The 20,586-nt window shown below is 39.6% G+C and carries 14 protein-coding genes and 2 pseudogenes; 7 read left to right on the forward strand and 9 right to left on the reverse strand.

What is annotated here, in order from left to right; genetic code table 11:
* The 4 genes and pseudogenes from QNJ66_RS15810 to groES form a co-directional block, all read right to left on the reverse strand.
* A pseudogene (locus QNJ66_RS15810) lies at positions 1-449 on the reverse strand (RNA-guided endonuclease TnpB family protein); the annotation flags it as partial.
* A gap of 293 nt (positions 450-742) precedes the next feature.
* Entirely contained in the window at positions 743-2,965 is a 2,223-nt protein-coding gene (locus tag QNJ66_RS15815) for an AAA family ATPase (RefSeq protein WP_300508560.1), read from the reverse strand.
* 245 nt (positions 2,966-3,210) lie between these two features.
* Positions 3,211-4,833, reverse strand: a complete 1,623-nt coding sequence (gene groL / locus QNJ66_RS15820; protein ID WP_300508562.1) for a chaperonin GroEL — start codon at positions 4,831-4,833, stop codon at positions 3,211-3,213.
* A 72-nt stretch (positions 4,834-4,905) separates the two neighbouring features.
* Positions 4,906-5,217: a co-chaperone GroES gene (groES, locus tag QNJ66_RS15825; RefSeq protein ID WP_007308121.1), complete on the reverse strand. Its 312-nt coding sequence runs from the start codon at positions 5,215-5,217 to the stop codon at positions 4,906-4,908.
* A gap of 232 nt (positions 5,218-5,449) precedes the next feature.
* Here groES and QNJ66_RS15830 point away from each other — a divergent pair.
* Positions 5,450-5,764 (forward strand): annotated as a pseudogene (locus QNJ66_RS15830) (hypothetical protein); the annotation flags it as partial.
* Positions 5,765-5,874: 110 nt separating this feature from the next.
* Here QNJ66_RS15830 and QNJ66_RS15835 read toward each other — a convergent pair.
* The 3 genes from QNJ66_RS15835 to QNJ66_RS15845 all read right to left on the reverse strand — a co-directional run bounded on the left by QNJ66_RS15835 (position 5,875) and on the right by QNJ66_RS15845 (position 11,929).
* Positions 5,875-6,276 (reverse strand): hypothetical protein, encoded by a 402-nt coding sequence (locus QNJ66_RS15835; protein WP_300508569.1) that lies wholly within the window; start codon positions 6,274-6,276, stop codon positions 5,875-5,877.
* A 939-nt stretch (positions 6,277-7,215) separates the two neighbouring features.
* Positions 7,216-10,341 carry an efflux RND transporter permease subunit gene (locus tag QNJ66_RS15840; RefSeq protein ID WP_300508571.1) on the reverse strand — a complete coding sequence of 1,042 codons (3,126 nt, stop codon included), beginning with the start codon at positions 10,339-10,341 and terminating at the stop codon, positions 7,216-7,218.
* Positions 10,342-10,396: 55 nt separating this feature from the next.
* Positions 10,397-11,929 (reverse strand): efflux RND transporter periplasmic adaptor subunit, encoded by a 1,533-nt coding sequence (locus QNJ66_RS15845; RefSeq protein WP_300508573.1) that lies wholly within the window; start codon positions 11,927-11,929, stop codon positions 10,397-10,399.
* Positions 11,930-12,106: 177 nt separating this feature from the next.
* Between QNJ66_RS15845 and QNJ66_RS15850 the strand changes: the two genes are divergently transcribed.
* Together QNJ66_RS15850 and hpsU are read left to right on the forward strand one after the other, a co-directional pair.
* Positions 12,107-13,057, forward strand: coding sequence for a glycosyltransferase family 2 protein (locus tag QNJ66_RS15850; protein WP_300508575.1), 951 nt, complete (start codon positions 12,107-12,109; stop codon positions 13,055-13,057).
* Between the two features lie 157 nt (positions 13,058-13,214).
* Positions 13,215-13,826, forward strand: a complete 612-nt coding sequence (gene hpsU, locus QNJ66_RS15855; RefSeq protein WP_300508577.1) for a hormogonium polysaccharide biosynthesis acetyltransferase HpsU — start codon at positions 13,215-13,217, stop codon at positions 13,824-13,826.
* A gap of 20 nt (positions 13,827-13,846) precedes the next feature.
* Here hpsU and dacB read toward each other — a convergent pair whose 3' ends face one another.
* Complete coding sequence (dacB, locus tag QNJ66_RS15860; RefSeq protein ID WP_300508579.1) at positions 13,847-15,328, reverse strand: D-alanyl-D-alanine carboxypeptidase/D-alanyl-D-alanine-endopeptidase; 1,482 nt, start codon at positions 15,326-15,328, stop codon at positions 13,847-13,849.
* Between the two features lie 116 nt (positions 15,329-15,444).
* Complete coding sequence (locus QNJ66_RS15865) at positions 15,445-17,484, reverse strand: FAD-dependent oxidoreductase (RefSeq protein ID WP_300508581.1); 2,040 nt, start codon at positions 17,482-17,484, stop codon at positions 15,445-15,447.
* A gap of 378 nt (positions 17,485-17,862) precedes the next feature.
* On the opposite strand from QNJ66_RS15865, the gene QNJ66_RS15870 reads away from it, so the two are divergent.
* From QNJ66_RS15870 to QNJ66_RS15885, 4 genes are all read left to right on the forward strand, one after another.
* Positions 17,863-19,548, forward strand: coding sequence for a phosphatidic acid phosphatase (locus QNJ66_RS15870; protein WP_300508583.1), 1,686 nt, complete (start codon positions 17,863-17,865; stop codon positions 19,546-19,548).
* Between the two features lie 109 nt (positions 19,549-19,657).
* Positions 19,658-19,747, forward strand: coding sequence for a cytochrome b6-f complex subunit PetN (gene petN / locus QNJ66_RS15875; protein ID WP_008277373.1), 90 nt, complete (start codon positions 19,658-19,660; stop codon positions 19,745-19,747).
* A gap of 4 nt (positions 19,748-19,751) precedes the next feature.
* A complete protein-coding gene (locus QNJ66_RS15880) occupies positions 19,752-19,895 on the forward strand; it encodes a hypothetical protein (RefSeq protein WP_300508590.1) in 144 nt (47 codons plus the stop codon).
* 207 nt (positions 19,896-20,102) lie between these two features.
* The gene (locus QNJ66_RS15885) at positions 20,103-20,246 is read left to right on the forward strand and encodes a hypothetical protein (RefSeq protein ID WP_300508591.1); all 144 of its coding nucleotides are present in this window, start codon (positions 20,103-20,105) and stop codon (positions 20,244-20,246) included.
* Positions 20,247-20,586: the final 340 nt, after the last annotated feature.

The following is a 20,586-nucleotide window of genomic DNA, read 5'->3' on the forward strand; positions in this document are numbered from 1 at the left end:
GAATAATAAACTAATGTTCTTTGACTACACCATAAATCAAATTCTCCTGCTTTAAAACCATCAGTGAATTTAATTTTACGTCTGTCATCGCATAGCTTGTATCCCGTTAATTTATACTCAACAGAACGACTATATTTTTTAAACTTAGGAAACCCTTTCTTCCCTGATATCTTGGCACGACAATTCTGGTAGAACCTGTTAATTGATTGCCATGCCCTATCAGCAGCAGATTGACGGGCTTGAGAGTTTAATAAAGTTACCCAAGGTGTCTCTTTATTTTTAGCTAATGTAGAGCAAAGTTTTTGGAGGTCATTACGGGTTATCCCCTTATTATCCATCCAATAACGAACGCAGGTATTACGCACAAACTGAGATGTTCTAATTGCTTCATCTAGTTTCTGGTATTGCTCTGGTGTTCCGTTTTTTAATTTTGCTTCTACGACTAGCATTGATTAATTTTCGACCTTGGATGCACTTATTATAACAGAGTTTACCCAAATTACCTAGAATTAAAATCGTTGCTTTGCGTTAATTTATTGGTCGAATTTCATCCCCCGCTAATTTTAATGAGTATTTTGTGGAAAAATATAGCGGGGGCATTCATCCGACATTTTAGGTAAGGTTGCCACGACTACGCTACGCTAAAATACTAAAATCGAAGTAGTGGTCGTCGGGAAGCCTGCGCCTAAAGAAGGCTATGCTTTTGGGCTTCCCAAACAGGACTCCTGTGAGACAAGAGCGTTTAGATCGGATTTTCGTTCAGTATAGGAATGTCTGTGATATCCGCACTACCGTTCCCATTACCGTTCCCATTGCCATTATCGTTGGTTTCTGGGACATCCACTGTTGGTGCCACTAAATCTTCTATACCGTTAACCACTGCTCCCAAAACAGGAACCTCTGCATCCGATAATTGATCTATAGCCTCGTTTAACAAACTAGAACGAGTCACACCGGGTCTAGTGACCAAAACTAAGCCATCAGTTAAGGACTCTAATAACAGAGCATCATTACAGCGAGAGAGGGATGGAGAGTCAATAATCACCATATCGTAGCGTCCTCTGGCATCCTTTAAGACTAATTGTAACTCGCTAGATTCCATTATAGCTGCTGCTTGACGTTGGGGACCAGGACTAGGTAAAAGGTACAAATTTGCCACTGCGGGGACTAAAACAACGGCATCAGTACGATTGTCGTAGAAACGTAAGGGTTCTAAATTATTATTGGGATCAGGGTTAACTTCCAACCATTGGGCTTTAGAAGGGGATCTTAAGTCAGTTTCCACGAGTAAAGTTCGTTTTCCTGCTTGTGCCGAAGCAATGGCTAGATTATAAGCCGTTGCACTTTTACCTTCTTCGTTACTAACACTAGTTATCATGACAACTTTCGATATATCCGATCCCAGACGACGTAAGTTACTACGAAATCGCTCATAGAAACTTAGGTCTCCTGCGTCTGCGTCCAATAAAACAGGACTGAGATCCTCTCGGTAAAGAGAACTATAGATAAATGGCAACTGACCCAAAACCGGTACTTCACGGTCAACCAGAGCATCCCGTATTTCTTGCGGTGTGTGTAAGCGATCGTCAATTAAAGCCAGTAAAAGAATGATCCCTAACCCTGCCACCAAACCAACACCAGCCCCTGCCGCGATAATTAACACCTCATTTTTTTCTTGGGGTTGTGGGGGAGGAGAGGGGCGATAATTGGCGGGAACCGCTACGGATAAACTGCCCACTGTTTCTGCTTCTGCTGCTTGTGCATCCACTAATGCCGTGAGAATATTTTGATAAACAATCCGTTGAAATTCAACCTCTTGAACCAGTTTTGCTTGTTGCAGTTGTTTATCTGGGAATTTTTCGTACTGTTCCCGTAATTGTTGTTCTGTAGCAATCACTGAATTTAATTGGTTTATTAAGCCAGCCCTTCTGGTTTCTAGGGTTAAGAGTTGACTAGCTAACTGTTGTCTACTGGGGTCTAAACTACTATCTTGACGAATTTGATCCAGGGGAATCTCAGCTAAGTTCCTAGCTCCAATTAATTCTTCAGCCCTTTGTTTAAAAAGGTTTTCATTAACTTGTTTTTCCTTGAGGAGTCTTTCAATGTTGGGGTGTTCGGGGCGTAAATCCAATTGTAATCGTTCCAGTTGTCGTTCTATTCCCAGAATTTGCCCCCGTAGCTGCCCTAAAATGGGATCGGCACTTAAAGCGACTGAAGCATAAGCCTGTTCTGGGGTCAATCCTAATTGATTGGTTAAATTATTGATTTGACCATCCACTGATTGTAGTGCCAATGCTAATTCCCGTTGCCTCTGTTGACTGCTGGTAATTCCACTAAAAAGACTCCCATCTTGAATGGCGAGTAAATCTGATCCTTGTTGGGAAACGTAGCGATAAAATCGGTTCTCTGCTTCGGTTAACTCATCTTTAACTTGGGCCAGTCGTTTACTTAGGGCATCAATGCGACTTCTCAATTCAGAAGTGTTTAACCAACGACTATTCTCCACCATCTCTTCCATAAAAACTTCTAAGATTAGTGTGGCACGAGTGGGGGATTCTCTATCGGTGTATTGTAATGCAATGTTTCCGCTTTGTCCTCCTTCAGGTATATTTATATCTAAAGTTCTGTCTCGCATTCTGATAATTTCTCGCTCTGATAGCCTTACTCCATTTTTCTCTAGTCTAGCTAACGCTCTCTGAAATACCCGCCCCGATAAGAGGGTTCCTTTGTTCAGGGATATTCCTCGTCCTTGAGCTTGTAGTTCATTCCCTGTGGTGGTAAAGGCTGGTGGTGGTTCCGTAAAGGTCAATCCTCCAGATGCTGAATAGGTAGGGGCCGGTGGTGGTGGTGGTGGTTGTAAGGCGATTAACCCCGACACCCCACAACCTGCAACCATGGTCAAAAATCCTAACCAGTAGTTTTGTTGAAAGGAAATAGCAAATCGTTTAACAATTGGGGGAGCCATAATAGTTTAAGAATATTAATATAGATGCTACTATTGTATAGATTTTTAGCTTACCATGATAGCAATTATCGGAAAATCAAGGGTTTAAAACCCCGTCCTTGAGGACGTAATATAGTGGGATGGCACTATAGGCTAGGGCATCCCGAAATTCACGCCTTGGGAGACATGAATAAGTAAGACCATTAATATTCAAAAACCCCGATTTTTCAAAAGTCGGGGTTTTTCAACAAGTTTAAGTTTCAGGTTTAGTAGTCGAAATCTCCACCACCACCAGCAGGTGCTTTTTCTTTCTCGGGTTTATCCACTACGATACATTCGGTGGTCAAAATCATACCTGCGATCGAAGCAGCATTTTGTAAACCGGAACGAGTCACTTTCGCTGGATCAACGATACCAGCAGCTAACATATCGGTGAACTCACCACTAGCAGCGTCGTAACCGGTGTTAAAGTCTTGTTCTTTAACTCTCTCAGCAACTACTGCACCATTTTGACCTGCGTTTTCAGCAATACGTTTTAAGGGTGCAGTTAAGGCGCGAGCAACAATCAAAGCACCGGTTAACTCTTCGTTGGCTAGATTGCCGTTAGACCATTCTTCTAGGGCAGGAGTGAGGTGCGCTAAGGTTGTACCACCACCAGGAACAATACCTTCTTCTACGGCCGCTTTGGTGGCGTTGATGGCATCTTCTAAACGAAGTTTACGGTCCTTCATTTCGGTTTCGGTAGCAGCACCCACTTTGATGACAGCTACACCACCGGATAACTTAGCTAAACGCTCTTGTAACTTCTCTTTATCATAAGAAGACTCTGTATCTTCCATTTGACGACGGATAAGCTCACAACGAGATTTAACGCCTTCCTCGTTGCCTTCGGCCACAATGGTGGTGTCGTCTTTAGTTAAAGTTACGCGACGAGCAGAGCCTAACATTTCTAGCTTGGCATTCTCTAACTTGAGGCCAGCATCTTCGCTGATAACGGTACCACCGGTTAAAACAGCGATGTCTTCGAGCATCTGTTTACGGCGATCGCCAAATCCAGGAGCTTTCACCGCAGCTACGTTTAATACACCTCGTAAACGGTTAACTACCAGGGTTGCTAAGGCTTCTTTTTCGATATCTTCAGCGATGATCATTAAAGACTTACCTTGACGAGCAACTTGCTCTAAAACAGGTACTAAGTCTTGTACGAGGTTAATTTTTTTGTCGGTTAAGAGGATGCAGGGTTCTTCAAATACTGCTTCCATGCGTTCTGCATCGGTGACAAAATAAGGGGAAATATACCCTTTATCAAAGCGCATCCCTTCGGTAATTTCCAGTTCGGTGAACATGGACTTTCCTTCTTCTAAGGAAATAACACCTTCTTTACCTACTTTATCCATCGCTTCGGCGATCATTGCACCTACTTCTTCGTCGTTTCCTGCGGAGATGGCACCGACTTGAGCGATCGCTTTGGAGTCTGCGATGGGTTGAGCGTGGGAGGCGATTTTTTCTACTAAGAAGTCGGTAGCTTTATCGATACCCCGTTTCAAAGCGATGGGGTTAGCACCGGCTGCAACGTTACGTAAACCCTCTTTAACGATCGCATGGGCTAAAACTGTAGCGGTGGTGGTTCCGTCTCCAGCGACATCGTTGGTTTTGGAAGCTGCTTGACGAATCAAGGAAACTCCAGTATTTTCGATATGATCTTCTAATTCAATTTCTTTTGCAATGGTGATCCCGTCATTAATAATTTGCGGGGCGCCAAATTTCTTTTCTAGAACAACGTTGCGGCCTTTAGGTCCAAGGGTGACTGCTACGGACTCTGCAAGGATGTCCATACCTCTTTCTAAAGCACGACGTGCATCTTCGTTGTAAACAATGGATTTAGCCATAGGTTATGCCTCTTTTTGGTCAATTCTGAATCAATAATCGATAAAGTAGCTTTTAGGTTGCCTATGATCTGATTAAGCAACGGCAGCGAGGATATCTTTTTCAGATAGTAAAACGTAGTCATCTCCAGACAGTTTGACATCGGTGCCGGCGTATTTGGAGTAAAGAACTTTATCGCCAACTTTGACATCTAATTCAGAACGACTGCCATCGTCGTTGCGTTTTCCGGGTCCAACTGCCACAACTTCACCGATTTGGGGCTTTTCTTGGGCGTTATCGGGTAATAAGATGCCTCCTGCGGTTTTTTCTTCGGCGGGGCTAACTTTTACAAAAATGCGATCGCCGAGGGGTTTAACGGTAGAGACGTTGATACTAATTGCTGCCATGAACGAATCCTCCTGGTGTTTATAATTGGAACTGAGTGCTTTCTTTCAACTTTTAGCACTCTAACCTTACGAGTGCTAATTTAGCGAAATAAGGGGAGTCATGGCAATAGTTGTCTGGGTACGGGTTCCCGAACTTTTCTGGATTTTTGGCTTTAATGATTAAAATTAAAACCTTTAGAATCAGGATTTTTATTATCAAACGAGAGCAAATTTTCAACTATAAATGCTTAACTATTCTGATATCACAGGGACCTTTGAAGGGGGATTAGATTCTGTTTTCCCTGAAGATAGTGAAGATAGTGATCTGGCTATAGACCTGATTATTTATGAGTTTGACCTGGCAGAAAATGTGAGAGTATTTATCGAACCAGTTGGGGGATTTTTCGATGATTTTGTACCTACAGTCAACTTCCTGGACGGTGACGGAGCGTTAGGGGCTATTTCTGCCTTTGGTACTCGTAATCCTCTTTATTCTATAGCTTTCGGTCAGGGTATTGGCTTCCTGGGTCGTATTTTTGAGGTTTTTGAATTGAATTTATCTTTCATTTTTTTGATTTCTATTAGTTAGTAATCGCCGAAAAGCTTACCCAGAAAGAGGTACAGAGTTTAACCTCTATCTGGTCTTCTCCCAGAGTGATGAAAGAGGGATATTAGCTTTTATCTACATCCCATCACTTCGACAATTGCAGAAATTAAATTTTGATCACTAAGTTCCTCAAAAACAGATGATAATGACTTATCATTTCTAGTACTGATAGTAAAAGACTCCCCATATGTACTGATAGTTGGATCAGTTGATATTGAAGCGATTAAGATTTTCTCCCCCATCTTGTCTGTAATAATCTCCCCAATATCTGAATCTTTATTATTAGATATTTGGATTACTTTGTGAACATCTTCTGGAGAAACAAATGAGGTTGTCCTAATGCAAATTCCACAATGGTTAAATTTATTTCCTGTATATGACAAGAAAAATTGAATTTCAGGTTCGTTTACATCACTAAAGACCTCAAATAGTCCTATAGAAAGTGTGGTATTTTTCGTGTAGTTATTAGACATGGAATCTTTACCTCATAATGAGCTAGTTTTAGTCAGTATCATTAATAATACCCTTAACAGTGTTTTATTCTTTATAAACTTATAATCTATAAGACAAAGTTTATATCTTAAATCACTAAAAAAACACTTATACTATCATTGTCCTAAAGAATTATTGATGAACTTTATTATAAAAAGTATATAATATTTTTTCAGAGAAAATCGGTTTCGTAATAAAAATTTATTTAGTAGGTACACAGTCAATTTGAATATCTTTGGTAATAGTCTTTATAAAACTTTAATCTGAAGTTTTATAAATTTCCTATCTCTATACCTTGGTTAAATAATTTTCTAACTTTGTGTTACAGAATCTATTTTTGATTAAAATATACTGTATATTGACTTTTAGAGCGTAAAAGATTTTTGTAAAAAGCATAATCTAATAAATAAGATATTATTATGCTTAACTATCTTTTGTTAAGTTTTTTATACTATTCCTATTATTACGATTGGCGATCCTAAACGCATTAATGAATATATCCCTCTTTCATCACTCTGGGGTAAAACCAGATAGGAGTTAAACTCTGTACCTTTTTCTGAGTAAGCTTTTCGGCGATCACTAACTAATAGAAATCAAAAATTTGAGTTATTATCAGAAAAAAGTTAGAGATCGCTTATTATCAAAGGGTTTGAGGACTTGAAATAACAAGGGGGTTCCGAAAGTGATTAAAGAGGGATAATTATCGAGAAAGCTGTCTGGAACGACTGATTGAAATTGTTATTGATAGTCCTTATTATATGGGATCAGGACGATTGTTCATCCCTTAAAAAAGTGTCAACTAAAAACAGTATTTAACTCAAAAAAATAGAACCATTTAACAACAATATTTTGAGACAAAACCCTCGTGTTAGAGTTTTTTTAGTAAGAGAAGGGTTTAATAATATTAAACCCCGACAGTATTATGATGATTTTTTAGGTAAGAATTTTTCAGTGGTCATTTTAATCACAATATAGAGAATAGGAACCACAAATAAACTCAAGAAAGAAGCGACTAACATTCCTCCAAAAACTGCTGTACCCAAAGACTGACGACTACCCGAACCGGCACCGGTTGCTACTACTAAAGGAAAGATTCCGAGTAATGTAGAAACTGCCGTCATTAAAATAGGTCTTAAGCGTTCTTGTGCTGCTTCTATAGCTGCTTTTACTAAAGGTAAACCCTCATCCCGTAACTGGTTAGCAAACTCCACAATTAAAATAGCATTTTTACTCGCTAAACCAATCAACATAACTAACCCTATCTGACAATAAACATCGTTAGCAAACCCTCTTGATAATTGTGCCGTTAATGCGCCTAAAATAGCCAAGGGAACAGCCAAAATAATAATCAAGGGATCGATGTAATTTTCGTATTGTGCAGCCAATACTAAGAAAACAAACAGTAATCCTAAACCAAAAATAATCGGTGCTAAACCGGCTGAGTTTAGTTCTTCCAAGGAAGTTCCGGACCATTCGTAACCAAACCCTGGAGGAAGTAGCTGTTTAGAAAGACTTTCCATCGCTTCTATAACAGTACCGGAACCCACCCCCGGCGCAGGACCACCATTAACTTCCACAGAACGGTATAAATTATAGTGGTTAATGGTTTGGGCCCCGGTAGTAGCAGTCAAACTGACGAGGTTAGATAAGGGAACCATTTGACCGGTTTGGGAACGCACATATAATTTATTGATATCTTGAGGGTTAGCGCGAAACTGTTTATCAGCTTGTACATAAACCCGATAGGTACGCTGTTGTAGGGTAAAATCGTTGACATAACTAGAACCTAAAGCGGTTTGTAGGGTGCTAAAAATGTCGTCGACGGAGACTTGCAACGCTTGAGCCTTATTACGGTTCACCTCGATGATATATTGAGGAGTATTAGCTGAAAAGCGACTAAATGCGCGACCAATTGCAGGGTTTTGGTTAGCGGCTCCCAATAATTGACCCATCACCCCTACTAACTTGTTAATATCTTCGTTTCCCTGTTGATCTTGCAGTTGATAAACAAAACCGCCAAAACTCCCTAAACCTCGAATAGAAGGGGGGTTAACGGGAAAAATATTAGCCTCTGGTATTTGACTAAACTTACCCCATAGTTTACCGATGATTGCTTGTGCCGAATGTTGGGGTCCAGGACGTTCTTTAAAGGGTTTCAGGGGGCTAAAAATTACCCCTTGACTAGCACTACTTCCCCCAAAAGCGAACCCACCCACGGCAAAGGTTGCTCTTACGTCGGGTTCTTCTAAAATAGTGTTTTCTACCTTTCTCATCACCTCGCTGGTGTATTGCAAGGAAACCCCTTGAGGGGCTTGAATAATAGTGATGAAATAGCCTTGATCTTCTTCTGGGGTAAAAGCAGTGGGAACTAGGTTATATAACCAGACTGTGACCAATAATAGGGCCACGAAGACACCTATAACTGCCAAACGTAGGTTGTTAAGAGTATAAAGCGATCGCCGGTATTGTCTTCCTAACCATTCCAAAAGGTGATTAAATTGGTTAAAAATTGTTCCAAAAATTCCAGGTAACTTCTGTCCCTTTTCTAATAGTAAAGCGCATAAAGAAGGGGTTAAAGTTAAGGCTAAAAAAGTAGAAATAACAATAGAAAAAGCAATAGTTAAGGCAAATTGACGGTATAAAGCACCGGTAGTTCCTGGAAAAAATGCCACTGGAACAAACACCGCCATTAACACTAAAGAAGTGGCGACAACTGCCGATGATAATTCCCCCATCGCTTTACTAGCAGCAGCTTGGGGAGACATATCTTGTTCTTCGATATAACGGTTAATTTGTTCAACGACAATGATGGCATCATCCACCACCATTCCGGTAGCTAGGGTTAGACCGAACAGGGTTAAACTATTGATTGAAAAGTTGAATGCTTTAATAAAAGCAAAGGTTCCGATCAGGGCTAAAGGAATAGTTAAAGCTGGAATTAAGGTGGTTCTCCAATTTTGTAAAAAGATTAAAATGACTATAATAACTAAGCCCACAGCGATGAGCAAAGTTTTCACTACTTCTGATAAAGACTCTTCTACAAATTGAGTAGTATCAAAAGCAACAACATATTTTAAACCAGGGGGGAAAAATGCGGATAATCTATCCATTTCCTGCTTTACTTTTTGGGCAACTTCTAAAGCATTTGAGCCACTTCTTTGATAAATACCCATACCCACTGCTTCTTGTCCCCGAAAGCGCAGAAAAGTATTATAATCTTGCGCTCCTAACTCTGCCCTACCCACATCTTTAAAATAAACTAAACCACCATTTTCATCGGTTTTTAATAAGAGATTTTCAAAATCTTTAGGATCTTTTAATTGACTAATTGCTCGTAAATCATACTGAAATTGTTGTCCTTCGGGGGCGGGTTCAGCACCTATTTTTCCTGCACCTACTTGTAAGTTTTGTTCGGATAAAGCCACAACAACATCTTGGGTAGTTAACCCTCGACTGGCTAATTTATTGGGATCTAACCAGAGACGCATGGCATAACGACGTTCTCCAAAAATGCGAACATTTCCCACACCATCAAGACGTTTTACAGCATCTAATAAATATTGATCTGTGTAGTTACTTAAAAAGACATTATCATAACGATTATCATCACTAAATAAACCAATTCCTAACAGTAAATTATCATCTTGTCTTCTTACTTGAACCCCTGTTCTTTGCACTGCATCTGGTAACTGAGATTGCACAACAGAAACTTGGTTTTGCACGTCAACAGCAGCTAGATTGGGGTCTCTAGAAGAATCGAAGGTAACAGTAATACTACTGGTTCCGCTATTACTACTACTAGAACTAATATATTTTAGTCCTTCAATCCCATTAATCTGTCGTTCTAAAACATTAGTAACAGCATTTTCAACTACTTCAGCACTCGCCCCGTTATAAGTAGATTCAACTTGAACTCTAGTGGGGGCAATTTCAGGAAATCTAGCAAGAGGTAAATTAAATAAACTAATTGAGCCTACTAATAAAATTAGTAGGGCGCAAACAGAAGAAAAAACGGGACGTTTAATGAAAAAATCAACGAAATTCATTACTCAAACCTTTTAATTATCAATAACTGCTATCGGGCTTAATAATATTAAGATCCTACGGGGTTTTTACTTCTGCAATAGGCGCACCGTCTCTTAATTGAAGAATACCAGCAGTGACCAGTTTTTCCCCTGCTGTTAAACCATTAATTACCTGATAGCTGTTACCCTGAATTTCTCCTAATTCCACTTGTCTTTGTTCCGCAATAAAAGGTGCAGCATCTTCTTCTTGTGAGTCATTTGGTTTAGCTACAAAAACAAAAGTTTGCCCTCCTAAACGAGAAACAGCAGTAGTAGGAATCAATAAGCCTGGTTCTTGTCGCCAGATGATTCTTGCTTGGGTAAACTGACGATTTAATAGAGTTCTATTGTTGCCCTGAAAATCCGCTTTAGCTAACACTAATTGAGAGTCAGCCGTCACATTCGGAGAAATAAAGCTAATGTTCCCCCTGGCCACCGTTCCACCTTGCTTATCCATAATTTCTACAGGTAAACCCAAACGTAAACGGGGGGCATCTTCTAAGGGAATAGATAGATTAAGTTCGAGGACGTTATTAGCGGTTAAACTGGTCAAAGTATCTCCTTGATCCACAAAATCACCTGCATCTACAGGAATATTGCCAATCACACCAGAAATAGGGGCAATAATGCGCGTTTTACCCACATTTACCTCAGCCCGACGCACTTGAGCAAGGGACTCTGCCACATCGGCCCTCGCTTGAGCAATCACTTCTTGACGTGGACCGCTTTCCAATCTACGCAGGTTTTGTGCTTCCCTGTCAACCACCGCTTGTAACTCATCCACATCCATGAGACGACGCTTTTCCAGTTGAGACAAACGACGTTGGGCCTGTTCAAGTTCAGCGATCGCATTACGGGACTCTGTGACAAACTCTTGATATTCATCGGCAGAAATAGCCCCTTCTGCCTGTAAATTTTCATAACGTCCCACCCGTTGCTGTGCCAACTCCGCACTGGCCTCGGCAGCCTTAACTTGAGCCTTAGCTTGGGCAATTTCTTCTAGACTACTACCTGTTTGAGCGTTGCGTAAACGAGCTTTAGCCTCCCTTAAACGGGCTTTAGCCTCTTCAATGTCTTCCACACGGTTGCCCGCCTCTCGTTCCGCTAAACGGGCTTTAGCGTTGGCTAGTTGGGCCTGTGCTTCTAATAATTCCGTTTGCCAATCGCTATTATCCAACTCCATGATTAATTGGCCTTTGGAGATGCGATCGCCTTCTTTGACTAGAATTCGATTGATACGGCCTCTAATTTCGGGCCTTAAAACCACCGCCTCATCAGCTTCGAGGGTTCCTACAACCTCCGAGACGCTTTTAACAACTCCTGTGGTGATTGTTGCCAATTTTACCGAAGTTGGAGGAGTTTTTTGGGCAAAAGCCCCCAATGATGTGTTATCGTTCTGTTGAGTCAACCACCAAGTAACCCCTGAGCCGGCTCCTGCTAGGATGACTAAGATGCCTATAATAATAGGCAAACGTTTCCTTTTAGACCGTAATGGTTCCTTTAGAGACATTTCTTTCAATTCCTGATTAGATACTGATGCAGTAGAAGGGGGTCTATGTTTATTGAGCATGAGTCCTTTCTTTAATTGTCTCTTTTTTTATGGTCTTTTTTATTTATATTTCTTAATATACCAGTTATGAAGAAATGTTTAAGCTAGAAAGAATACAGTTCATTTGCTCTAAAGTTACCCTGTTACTTACCATTCCCTATTACCTATAATATTGATTAATATTAACCCTTAACATCAATGGCTAAAATAACCACTAAAGTTCCAGTTTCCGTTCTTATTCCCGCTTTGAATGAAGAACTTAATCTACCAGCGTGTTTAGAAAGTGTTGCTCGAGCGGATGAAGTCTTTGTGGTTGACTCCCAAAGTAGCGATCGCTCCGTAGAAATTAGTCAAGAGTATGGAGCTAATGTAGTCCAATTCGATTTTAACGGACGTTGGCCAAAAAAGAAAAATTGGTCTTTAGAAAATTTACCTTTCCGTAACGAATGGGTTTTGATTGTAGATTGTGATGAAAGAATTACCCCTGAATTATGGGATGAAATAGCAACAGCAATTAAAGAGGATAATTACAATGGATATTATCTCAATCGTAAAGTATTTTTCTTAGGGAAATGGATTCGTTACGGGGGCAAATATCCTGATTGGAATTTAAGATTATTCCGTCATAAATTAGGACGTTATGAGAACTTAAACACAGAAGATATTCCCAATACAGGAGACAATGAAGTTCACGAACACGTTATTTTGCAGGGAAATGTAGGCTATCTCAAAGAAGATATGTTACATATTGATTTTCGTGATATTTATCATTGGTTACAAAGACATAATCGTTATTCTAATTGGGAAGCCAGAGTTTATTATAATTTATTAATAGGACAGGATGAAAGTGGCACTATTGGAGCAAATCTCTTTGGAGATGCGGTTCAAAGAAAAAGATTCCTCAAAAAAATCTGGGTTAAACTACCTTTTAAACCCTTACTCAGATTTGTTTTATTTTATTTTATTCGCTTAGGATTTTTAGATGGTCATGCCGGCTATATTTATGGACGTTTACTGAGTCAATACGAATATCAAATTGGAGTAAAACTTTATGAATTGCGACAGTTTGGAGGAAAATTAAATGTTAATGAAAATGAGACAGAAGACGATTCTCAAACCACCTCAGAACCTGTACAAGTAAAACTATAGTAAACATTCAGCATTCTTTGTTTAGCGTTTAGCTTTGAAAGAAAATATTACCTATTTTCTTCGATACTCTTTATTTTTAAAATAAAATATTTATAGCTAACCGTTACTTTTAAGCTGAATGTTTAAAATTATAAACAAAAATATTAACTAAAAAATAATGGAAAGAGAACCGAATAGTCTTCCAATTGTTGATAATAATCCTTGGGTAGATTTACGTCAATATGATCAGTCTTGGTACGATCGCGGTCGCCCTGGATGGTATATATTATTATGGTGGTTAATACAGTCCATTGCTTTTCCCTTAAGTTTACACAATGCCAATGGTTTTCGCTGCTGGTTATTACGTCGTTTTGGGGCGAAGATTGGTAAACAAGTTATTATCCGTCCTACTGCCCGTTTTACCTACCCTTGGAAAGTTGATATTGGTGACTATTGTTGGGTCGGAGATGATGTTGTTTTCTATAGTTTAGAAAGCATAAACATTGGTTCTCAAACTGTCATTTCTCAGAAGAGTTATTTATGTACAGGAAGCCATGATTTTCGAGATCCAAGCTTTAATTTAATCGTTCAACCAATCACCATTGATAACGGCGTTTGGATAGCCACAGACTGTTTTATTGGTCCGGGGATTAAAATTGGCTCAAATGCTGTTATTGGGGCTAGAAGTAGTGTTTTTAAGGATATTCCTGCTGCTATGGTAGCTTGGGGAACTCCTTGTAAACCTCATTCTCCAAGAAAAATGAATAGTGGTGGGAGTTCGGAGTTATGATTTTTACCAGTTAGTGTAGATTAACACTGTTTAAGAGAGCCTAAATTAATAACAATTTCATCAATAATTTTTCTTAATTGTGAGGGTTTTAGGTCAGATTTATTAACAATGATACTAAAAGCTAAGGGAGAATAATTTGGAGGATTGATATAACCTGATAGTGCTGAAGTTCCTGACAAAGTTCCTGTTTTAGCTTGTACTTTTCCTTCAATAATTGTATCTTTAAAACGATTTTTAATAGTTCCATTGACACCACTAATTGGCAAAGAATCACGATAATTTCTCCCTTCTGGAGTTGTTGCAATTAGGATCAATAAGTTAACTAATGTTTCTGGAGTTACTAAATTATGGCGAGATAATCCTGAACCATCTTTTAAGTGATATAAATTAGCATCTAATCCTAATGTAGTAAGTATTTCTTTTAGGTTATCAATAGAATTATCTTTTTCTGTATTATTAACTAAAAGATTTAGTAAGCTTTCTGCATATAAATTATTACTATCTTGATTTGTATTTGTAATAATTTCTTGCAAAATATCGGATCTAATTTCTGTTATTTTAACTAAATTATCTGTTTCACTCTCTCCATAAACAACTTGAGAATTTATAATATTTATTCCTTCTTGTTCTAAATAAAATTTTAATGAATTTAAAAAATATTCTCCTGGGTTAACCACTGCCATTCCTAAAATTCTAGGCTTAGAATTAATAGCTAAACTTCCTGTGATTGTTAATAAAGGTTTCTCAAAATTGCGATTAATTGAAACAGTATAAGGACTATCCTCTTCCCCTGTTATAGCTTTATTATCAATCATCCATTGTTTTGCCGCAATAGCATCAGACCATTCTATTGTTAATTTATCTCCTAGCTCTTGGGATGTTAAAGTTAAAATAACTGCATTTTCATTAAGAATTAGTTTGTTAACTGCTGGTGCGTAATAAAACTGTATATCTTCCCATTCCCATGTAGGATTAATAGATGGCCTTTCCAGAGGACTATCTTGGACAATTAAATTATCAATACGTTGAATTCCTCTTGCCTTTAATTCTTGCGCTAACTTTTCTAACTGTTCACTCTTGAAAGTGGGATCACCGTTTCCTACTATTTTCAAAACACTTAAATTAGGATATGAACCCGAAGCATAAACAGGAGTTTTAATTTGATAATTAGCTCCAAACTTAATTAATGTTGCTGCTGTTATCAGTAATTTAACATTAGAAGCAGGAATAAAATATTTTTGGGAATTTAACTCATATAATGTCCTTTTATTATCTAAGGTTTTAACTAATATTCCCCAATGCGATCGCTTTAAGTCTTCTTGCTCTAAAATAGTATCTATTTTGCTTTTTAAATCAGCTTGACAAACTGATATATCTATATCTTGTTGTTTGAGAGTAGAATTAATTTCCTTAGCTTGCAAAGGGACAGAAAACATAAATAAAAAGCACAGAATAAACCAACCTATTCTAACCCCTCTTAACCCTAAATAATAACGATTCATTAGCTCTTCTTAAGATTTTAAAATTAGTTTATATATAGCAAGACCTATTTAGGAATTAAATACACCAAGAATTAAGAATCAATCAAATTATGGATTCTTAATTCTCAATTGTATATTTATCTCCAATCACTCCAATCATCATTGAAAATAGAAGTATTGGGGAAAGTAGTCGGATTATTATTCGCGTCTAATTTTTGCCGTAATTCTTGTAATTTTTTAGAGCGAAAAATAGGTTCTTCTACTAACTGATAGGGTAAAATTTGTCGATTCATAGCAAAAGCAGCAGTGGTTCCGGCCGCAGCACCAGATGACCATTCAAAAGAGTGTACCCGATAAGCAGCAGCAGCAATATGACTAACAGCAATACTCTTACCCGTTACCAGTAAATTATCAATATTTTGGGGTATCATCGACCTTAGAGGCACTTGGAAAGGATAAGCTTGACCTTGACCCTCTCTTTCCCCTTTTCGTTCAGTATTGCCTGGTTTTTCCGCCGGATATTCAGTCATACAGGGGTGAAAATCAATAGCATAATGACCAGTACCCACAGAGTCAGGATAAATAGTCGATCGCTTGCGTCGGGTAACTTGTTCCGGGGAAGCATCTCCACTGAGAACCTTAAACCCTTCTAAACCGGCTAAAGCAGCGTGTAAACGACGATAGGTACTAGGAGAAAGGTTTTCTTGATAAAAATCATCTTGATAGTTACGACGAGAAATATCAATTTCGTTGATCATAAATCCATTTTCATAAAGAAAAGACTTACGACCAATAATACGCCTTGCTTCACGCATATAAGGGTATTTAGATAACCCATGAACCGTTCCCATAGGAGACTCTAAACCCTTTAAATAAACATGATAGGGATCGGGAGTTTTGACCCCATCTCCTAACTGGGAGTCCGTAGTTCCTGATACTAACCAATAAAAATAACCAATAGAATGTTCTTCACCTTTCCGTAGAGTTTCTGTGCGTAACCCACCCATCCACTGTCCGGGTTCTAGTTGTCCCATTTCTTCTAGTTGCCGACGACTATAGATGAGGTTATCTCTAGACGTTCCGGGGCGATAATCATTGCCCCAAGTCCAGTTTTGCATAGAAATATCCCCAGGAGTTGGTGCAGTAAAACCGATCCCCCCAAACTCCGCTTGTTCTCCCTTTTGAGGACTCCAAATACGTCGGTAAGTATAGACTAAATCAAAATCCGCTAACCTCTCCAACTCATAGCTATAATAAGGAGCGTATTGAGCATAAAAATCCGGTATATCGTATTCCTGGCGATCTTCCTTGGTTTCCATAGCAAAAGTATAAGTAAACCCTTGAGTACAATAAGGATCGCCAGTGACACTTGCGGAAGACGGTTCTAGATAAGAACGAGGATCGATACCCAAACGGTAGGGAACATCAGTTAGACCGACTATTTCCCCTGTTTCTGTGGCTTCGATAACATACCAGTCTGCCGGTCCCCCTTCATCGCGGGGTTTAGGAATAAACTTAATAATAGTCTTGTCAAATAACTTAGAATCTTCGTAAGTATAAGCATCCTCGATAGTTTGGGAGAGAGGATAAGTATTTAAAGGAGGTGCGCCCTCTCTAGGGGTGTGTTGAATAGCGATCGCACTCATGATCTGTTTTCCCGTTCCCCCGTTCGGGTTGTTTTCGATGCTTAAATCTTTGACCACCGTTGAGGGGAACCAGTTAAGTTCGCCCCCACCTTTTCTGGCCGCCTCTTCTAACATCCCCTGGAGGATTTTATGACCATCTTCTGGGAGAAAACAAGAATAACTTACCCAACAGTCTCCAGGGTTAAGTTCCCCGTAATAGTCTTCGATGCGTTCTCGTAACTGTAGATAACCCCGTGGATAGATTAACTCTGCTCGCTGGGTGGGACGTTCATCTAAAGCAGACGTTCCCTGAGAAGAAAGTTGTCCCCCAACCCAGTCCGTGATCTCCGTCATACAGACGGTTTTTCCTGCTAATAACCCCTCATAAGCGGCTCCGGTTCCTGCCAGTCCACCACCGACTATTAATAATTCACATTCTACCGTTTTATCGGGGTTACGAGGTGGTGTAGCAAGGGTTAAGGGAGTCATCCCTTGCAACATTACTAAAGTCAAAGGGAGGGAAGCAAAATAGCGACGGATACGATTAAACATAGTTGATGAGGAGAGGTTATCTAAGTTATGGTCTCAGTTACTTTCTACTCATAGAACCAGTTGACTTATGGGGTGTTCCCTAATCTTTGCCAATGATTTCTATTATGTTTTCTAATGAAAACCGCTATAACGGCTAGCTTTAAAATAATTAACTTTTTATTAACTTTCTCAAATCACAGCATAACTTCTCAAATGGTTAGTAGTAGGATTTTAGATGTGGCTTTTTTCTCAACGAGTGAGGTAGACCTTGCTTTTATTTTCTATTCCCTGTTCCCTATTCCCCGTTCCCTAATACTAAAAACCCGTGTACCTCACAAATATGAGAATGCTATATAACCTCCCGTTCTTAAAAACGGGGTTTAAACACAGGAGAATTCGATGACTTATCCACAACCACCAGAAAGCAGAGATTTTGATTCCCGTCGCCAAAAAGCACAAGAACTTCGTGATCAGACAGATCAAAAAGCTTTTGATGAATTTATAACATCAGAACCCGAGGAAAATGGCGATCGACAACGGTTTAAAAATGAGTCGGTTAACGTCAAAGGGAGGAACATTAATTTATTCGGATTTGGTTCTTTCACCAAAACCTTAAAACACAACGAGAATGGTTTGGTTGATCGTGCTTCTTTTGAATCTCTTTTAACGGCGATCGCAGCAGGAACCCAGAAAGAGTTTCAAAATGTGATTTTAGGGGGCGGAGAACGGAAACTGGTTAACCCCCTCAATGCCTACTCTTTCCAACTGATTGGCAATGACTCCAACGGGGCCCGCATGGCAGAGGCACCAGCTTTTAACACTCGCAACATTGCCGTTGATATGGTAGAACGCTATTGGATGGCGTTATGTCGAGATGTGCGCTTTGATCAGTACGAAAAAAGCCCATTGATTCAAGAAGCTTGCGATGATCTCAATAACTTGCAGTTTGACGATGAGTTTGGATTTGAAGTAACCCCAGAAAACATTTTCCGTGGTCCTTATGAAGGATGCGATGTGGGTCCCCATGTTTCTCAATTTTTGCTCAAAGACTTTAATTTTGGGAATCAACCCATTGCTCAAACCTCCCTCTACCCCAGAGAAGGACTAGACTACATGACGGATCTCGACACCTGGAATTCAGTCAATAACGGGGACAGCGATCCAACTGGTACCGATATTCTCGACGGCAGACGCTATATTATTACTTTACGGGATGCTGGTCAATGGGTTCATGTAGATTTTCCCCATCAATCTAGTCTTTGGGCAACTATTATTTTATTGGGAGAAATGGCCGCCATTTCTGCGGCGAGTCCTTATGCTAACGGAGAGATTACAACATCTGAACCCTTTGGTAGTCTCGGTGGACCCGATATCACCGTTAATAGTGCCTTAGCTGGTGTTTATGGACTCAAACACGCTTGGTTCCAAAAATGGTGTGTTCACCTACGTTTACGTCCTGAAGTCTATGCACAACGCTTAGAGTTATTCCGACGTGATATATTGGGTTCCTTTAAGGGTCAAGCCTTCAAACAATTATTTGGGGATGGGGCAGATGTTTGGGATAAGACCAAGGTACTCGATCGCATCAAGCAACACAACAGACTACAAAATATTAAGTTTGTCAGGGGAGATAAAGAGGATAAAGAAGGCACTTATTTATTACCTATGGGCTTCCCTGAAGGTTCTCCGGCCCACCCGGCATATCCAGGAGGACACTCTGTCTTTGTCGCTGCTGGTGCAACTATAGCCAAGGCATTTTTTGAAGATTGTCCTATTGCTAGTCCTCTAGTTCCCACTGCCGATGGTCAAGGTTTGACTGCCTATACTGGAGGCGAAACCTTAACAGTTCACGGAGAACTCAACAAGCTTATTGCTAATATTACCCTCTTCCGAGATGGTGCAGGAATGCACTGGCGTACCGATGGCACAACTTCTGGTCCCTCGGGTCTTAATAAAGATACCGGTGGCAACTTATTAGGGGAAACCATGGCCATCAGTATGTTACGAGACATTAAAAAGACCTATAGAGAGAATGTGGGAACCTTCTCTTTCAAAAGTATTACTGGAGAACCAAGGACAATCTAATAATCCTTGAGTTTTCTTCGGTTTTACTATTCCCTCCACAACCTTACCGAATAGAAGTATCATAGTTTTGTTGTTTTAATACTCACGTCATTTTATAGACATCAACGCTATGGATATTTTAGCTCTCGGTTGGGTTAGCGTATTAGCTTTATTTACTTGGTCTATCGCTATGGTTGTTTGGGGACGTAACGGTTTCTAGCACTGTGGAAACATCATCTCTTCTCAATGTACTCTTTCTCACTGCCTTAATATTACTCGTTTTGGTAAGTGGGGGGATACTTTATTTAACAACCGTAGAATGGCGCGATCGTCGTCGTCAAGACCGAGATAAAAAAAGTGGACGCTAAACCCTGGAGAGGACAAATATTGTCCTCTCTCCTTTTTTTTAGTTATCAGTTATCAGTTATCAGTTACCAGTTACTGTTCACTGTAAATTCACCTAGATGGGTGAATAAGAATCCCTAAGATGGATGAAGTAATGACCCAAGGTTAAGGAGTATCCTAGTGCGCATAGGACGTATAAATACAAATATTCCTTATAGGAGCGTGACACCATGTCTATTAAAAAAATAACCTTCGACACCGTTGTTATTCTTGCTTTCTTGATTGGGACAGGTTTAATTTTTAACTATATATTAGAAACTCCTTTGTCCAATCCCCTCATGGGTGATAGTGTTACCACAGAAGAAGAAGCTTAATTCCTGTCAGGAATTCATGATTAAAAAGGGCAGTTTTCTTCATTTCAATTGTGTTAATTCACCCAAGTAGATGAAGACTTTAACGAGGAAATGATGGGATAGTAATTACAGCAAGAAAAAAGTTTTCCCTACATCGAGATTTCCTCCTCAGATGTACCAGATGACCTCCTCCACCCTATTATCTAGGGTGGTTTTCGTTTTTTAACCGAATGTCGGGCAGAATTCCCTAACGTTCCATAACTTAGGGATGAATGCCCGACCAACATATAAAACTGCGAAGCATCCTTATTTCTTAGTTTCTAACCCTCCTGACTGGTTTTTGATATATTCTTTGACCACT

Origin of the sequence: Crocosphaera sp. (assembly GCF_030064895.1) — a bacterium.
Taxonomy (GTDB): Bacteria; Cyanobacteriota; Cyanobacteriia; order Cyanobacteriales; family Microcystaceae; genus Crocosphaera.

What these genes read in the sequence shown, in the direction of transcription:
- QNJ66_RS15815 (WP_300508560.1), bottom strand. Translation starts at nt 2,965, where the DNA reads ATGGCTCCCCCAATTGTTAAACGATTTGCTATTTCCTTTCAACAAAAC.
- groL (WP_300508562.1), bottom strand. Translation starts at nt 4,833, where the DNA reads ATGGCTAAATCCATTGTTTACAACGAAGATGCACGTCGTGCTTTAGAA.
- groES (WP_007308121.1), bottom strand. Translation starts at nt 5,217, where the DNA reads ATGGCAGCAATTAGTATCAACGTCTCTACCGTTAAACCCCTCGGCGAT.
- QNJ66_RS15835 (WP_300508569.1), bottom strand. Translation starts at nt 6,276, where the DNA reads ATGTCTAATAACTACACGAAAAATACCACACTTTCTATAGGACTATTT.
- QNJ66_RS15840 (WP_300508571.1), bottom strand. Translation starts at nt 10,341, where the DNA reads ATGAATTTCGTTGATTTTTTCATTAAACGTCCCGTTTTTTCTTCTGTT.
- QNJ66_RS15845 (WP_300508573.1), bottom strand. Translation starts at nt 11,929, where the DNA reads ATGCTCAATAAACATAGACCCCCTTCTACTGCATCAGTATCTAATCAG.
- QNJ66_RS15850 (WP_300508575.1), top strand. Translation starts at nt 12,107, where the DNA reads ATGGCTAAAATAACCACTAAAGTTCCAGTTTCCGTTCTTATTCCCGCT.
- hpsU (WP_300508577.1), top strand. Translation starts at nt 13,215, where the DNA reads ATGGAAAGAGAACCGAATAGTCTTCCAATTGTTGATAATAATCCTTGG.
- dacB (WP_300508579.1), bottom strand. Translation starts at nt 15,328, where the DNA reads ATGAATCGTTATTATTTAGGGTTAAGAGGGGTTAGAATAGGTTGGTTT.
- QNJ66_RS15865 (WP_300508581.1), bottom strand. Translation starts at nt 17,484, where the DNA reads ATGTTTAATCGTATCCGTCGCTATTTTGCTTCCCTCCCTTTGACTTTA.
- QNJ66_RS15870 (WP_300508583.1), top strand. Translation starts at nt 17,863, where the DNA reads ATGACTTATCCACAACCACCAGAAAGCAGAGATTTTGATTCCCGTCGC.
- petN (WP_008277373.1), top strand. Translation starts at nt 19,658, where the DNA reads ATGGATATTTTAGCTCTCGGTTGGGTTAGCGTATTAGCTTTATTTACT.
- QNJ66_RS15885 (WP_300508591.1), top strand. Translation starts at nt 20,103, where the DNA reads ATGTCTATTAAAAAAATAACCTTCGACACCGTTGTTATTCTTGCTTTC.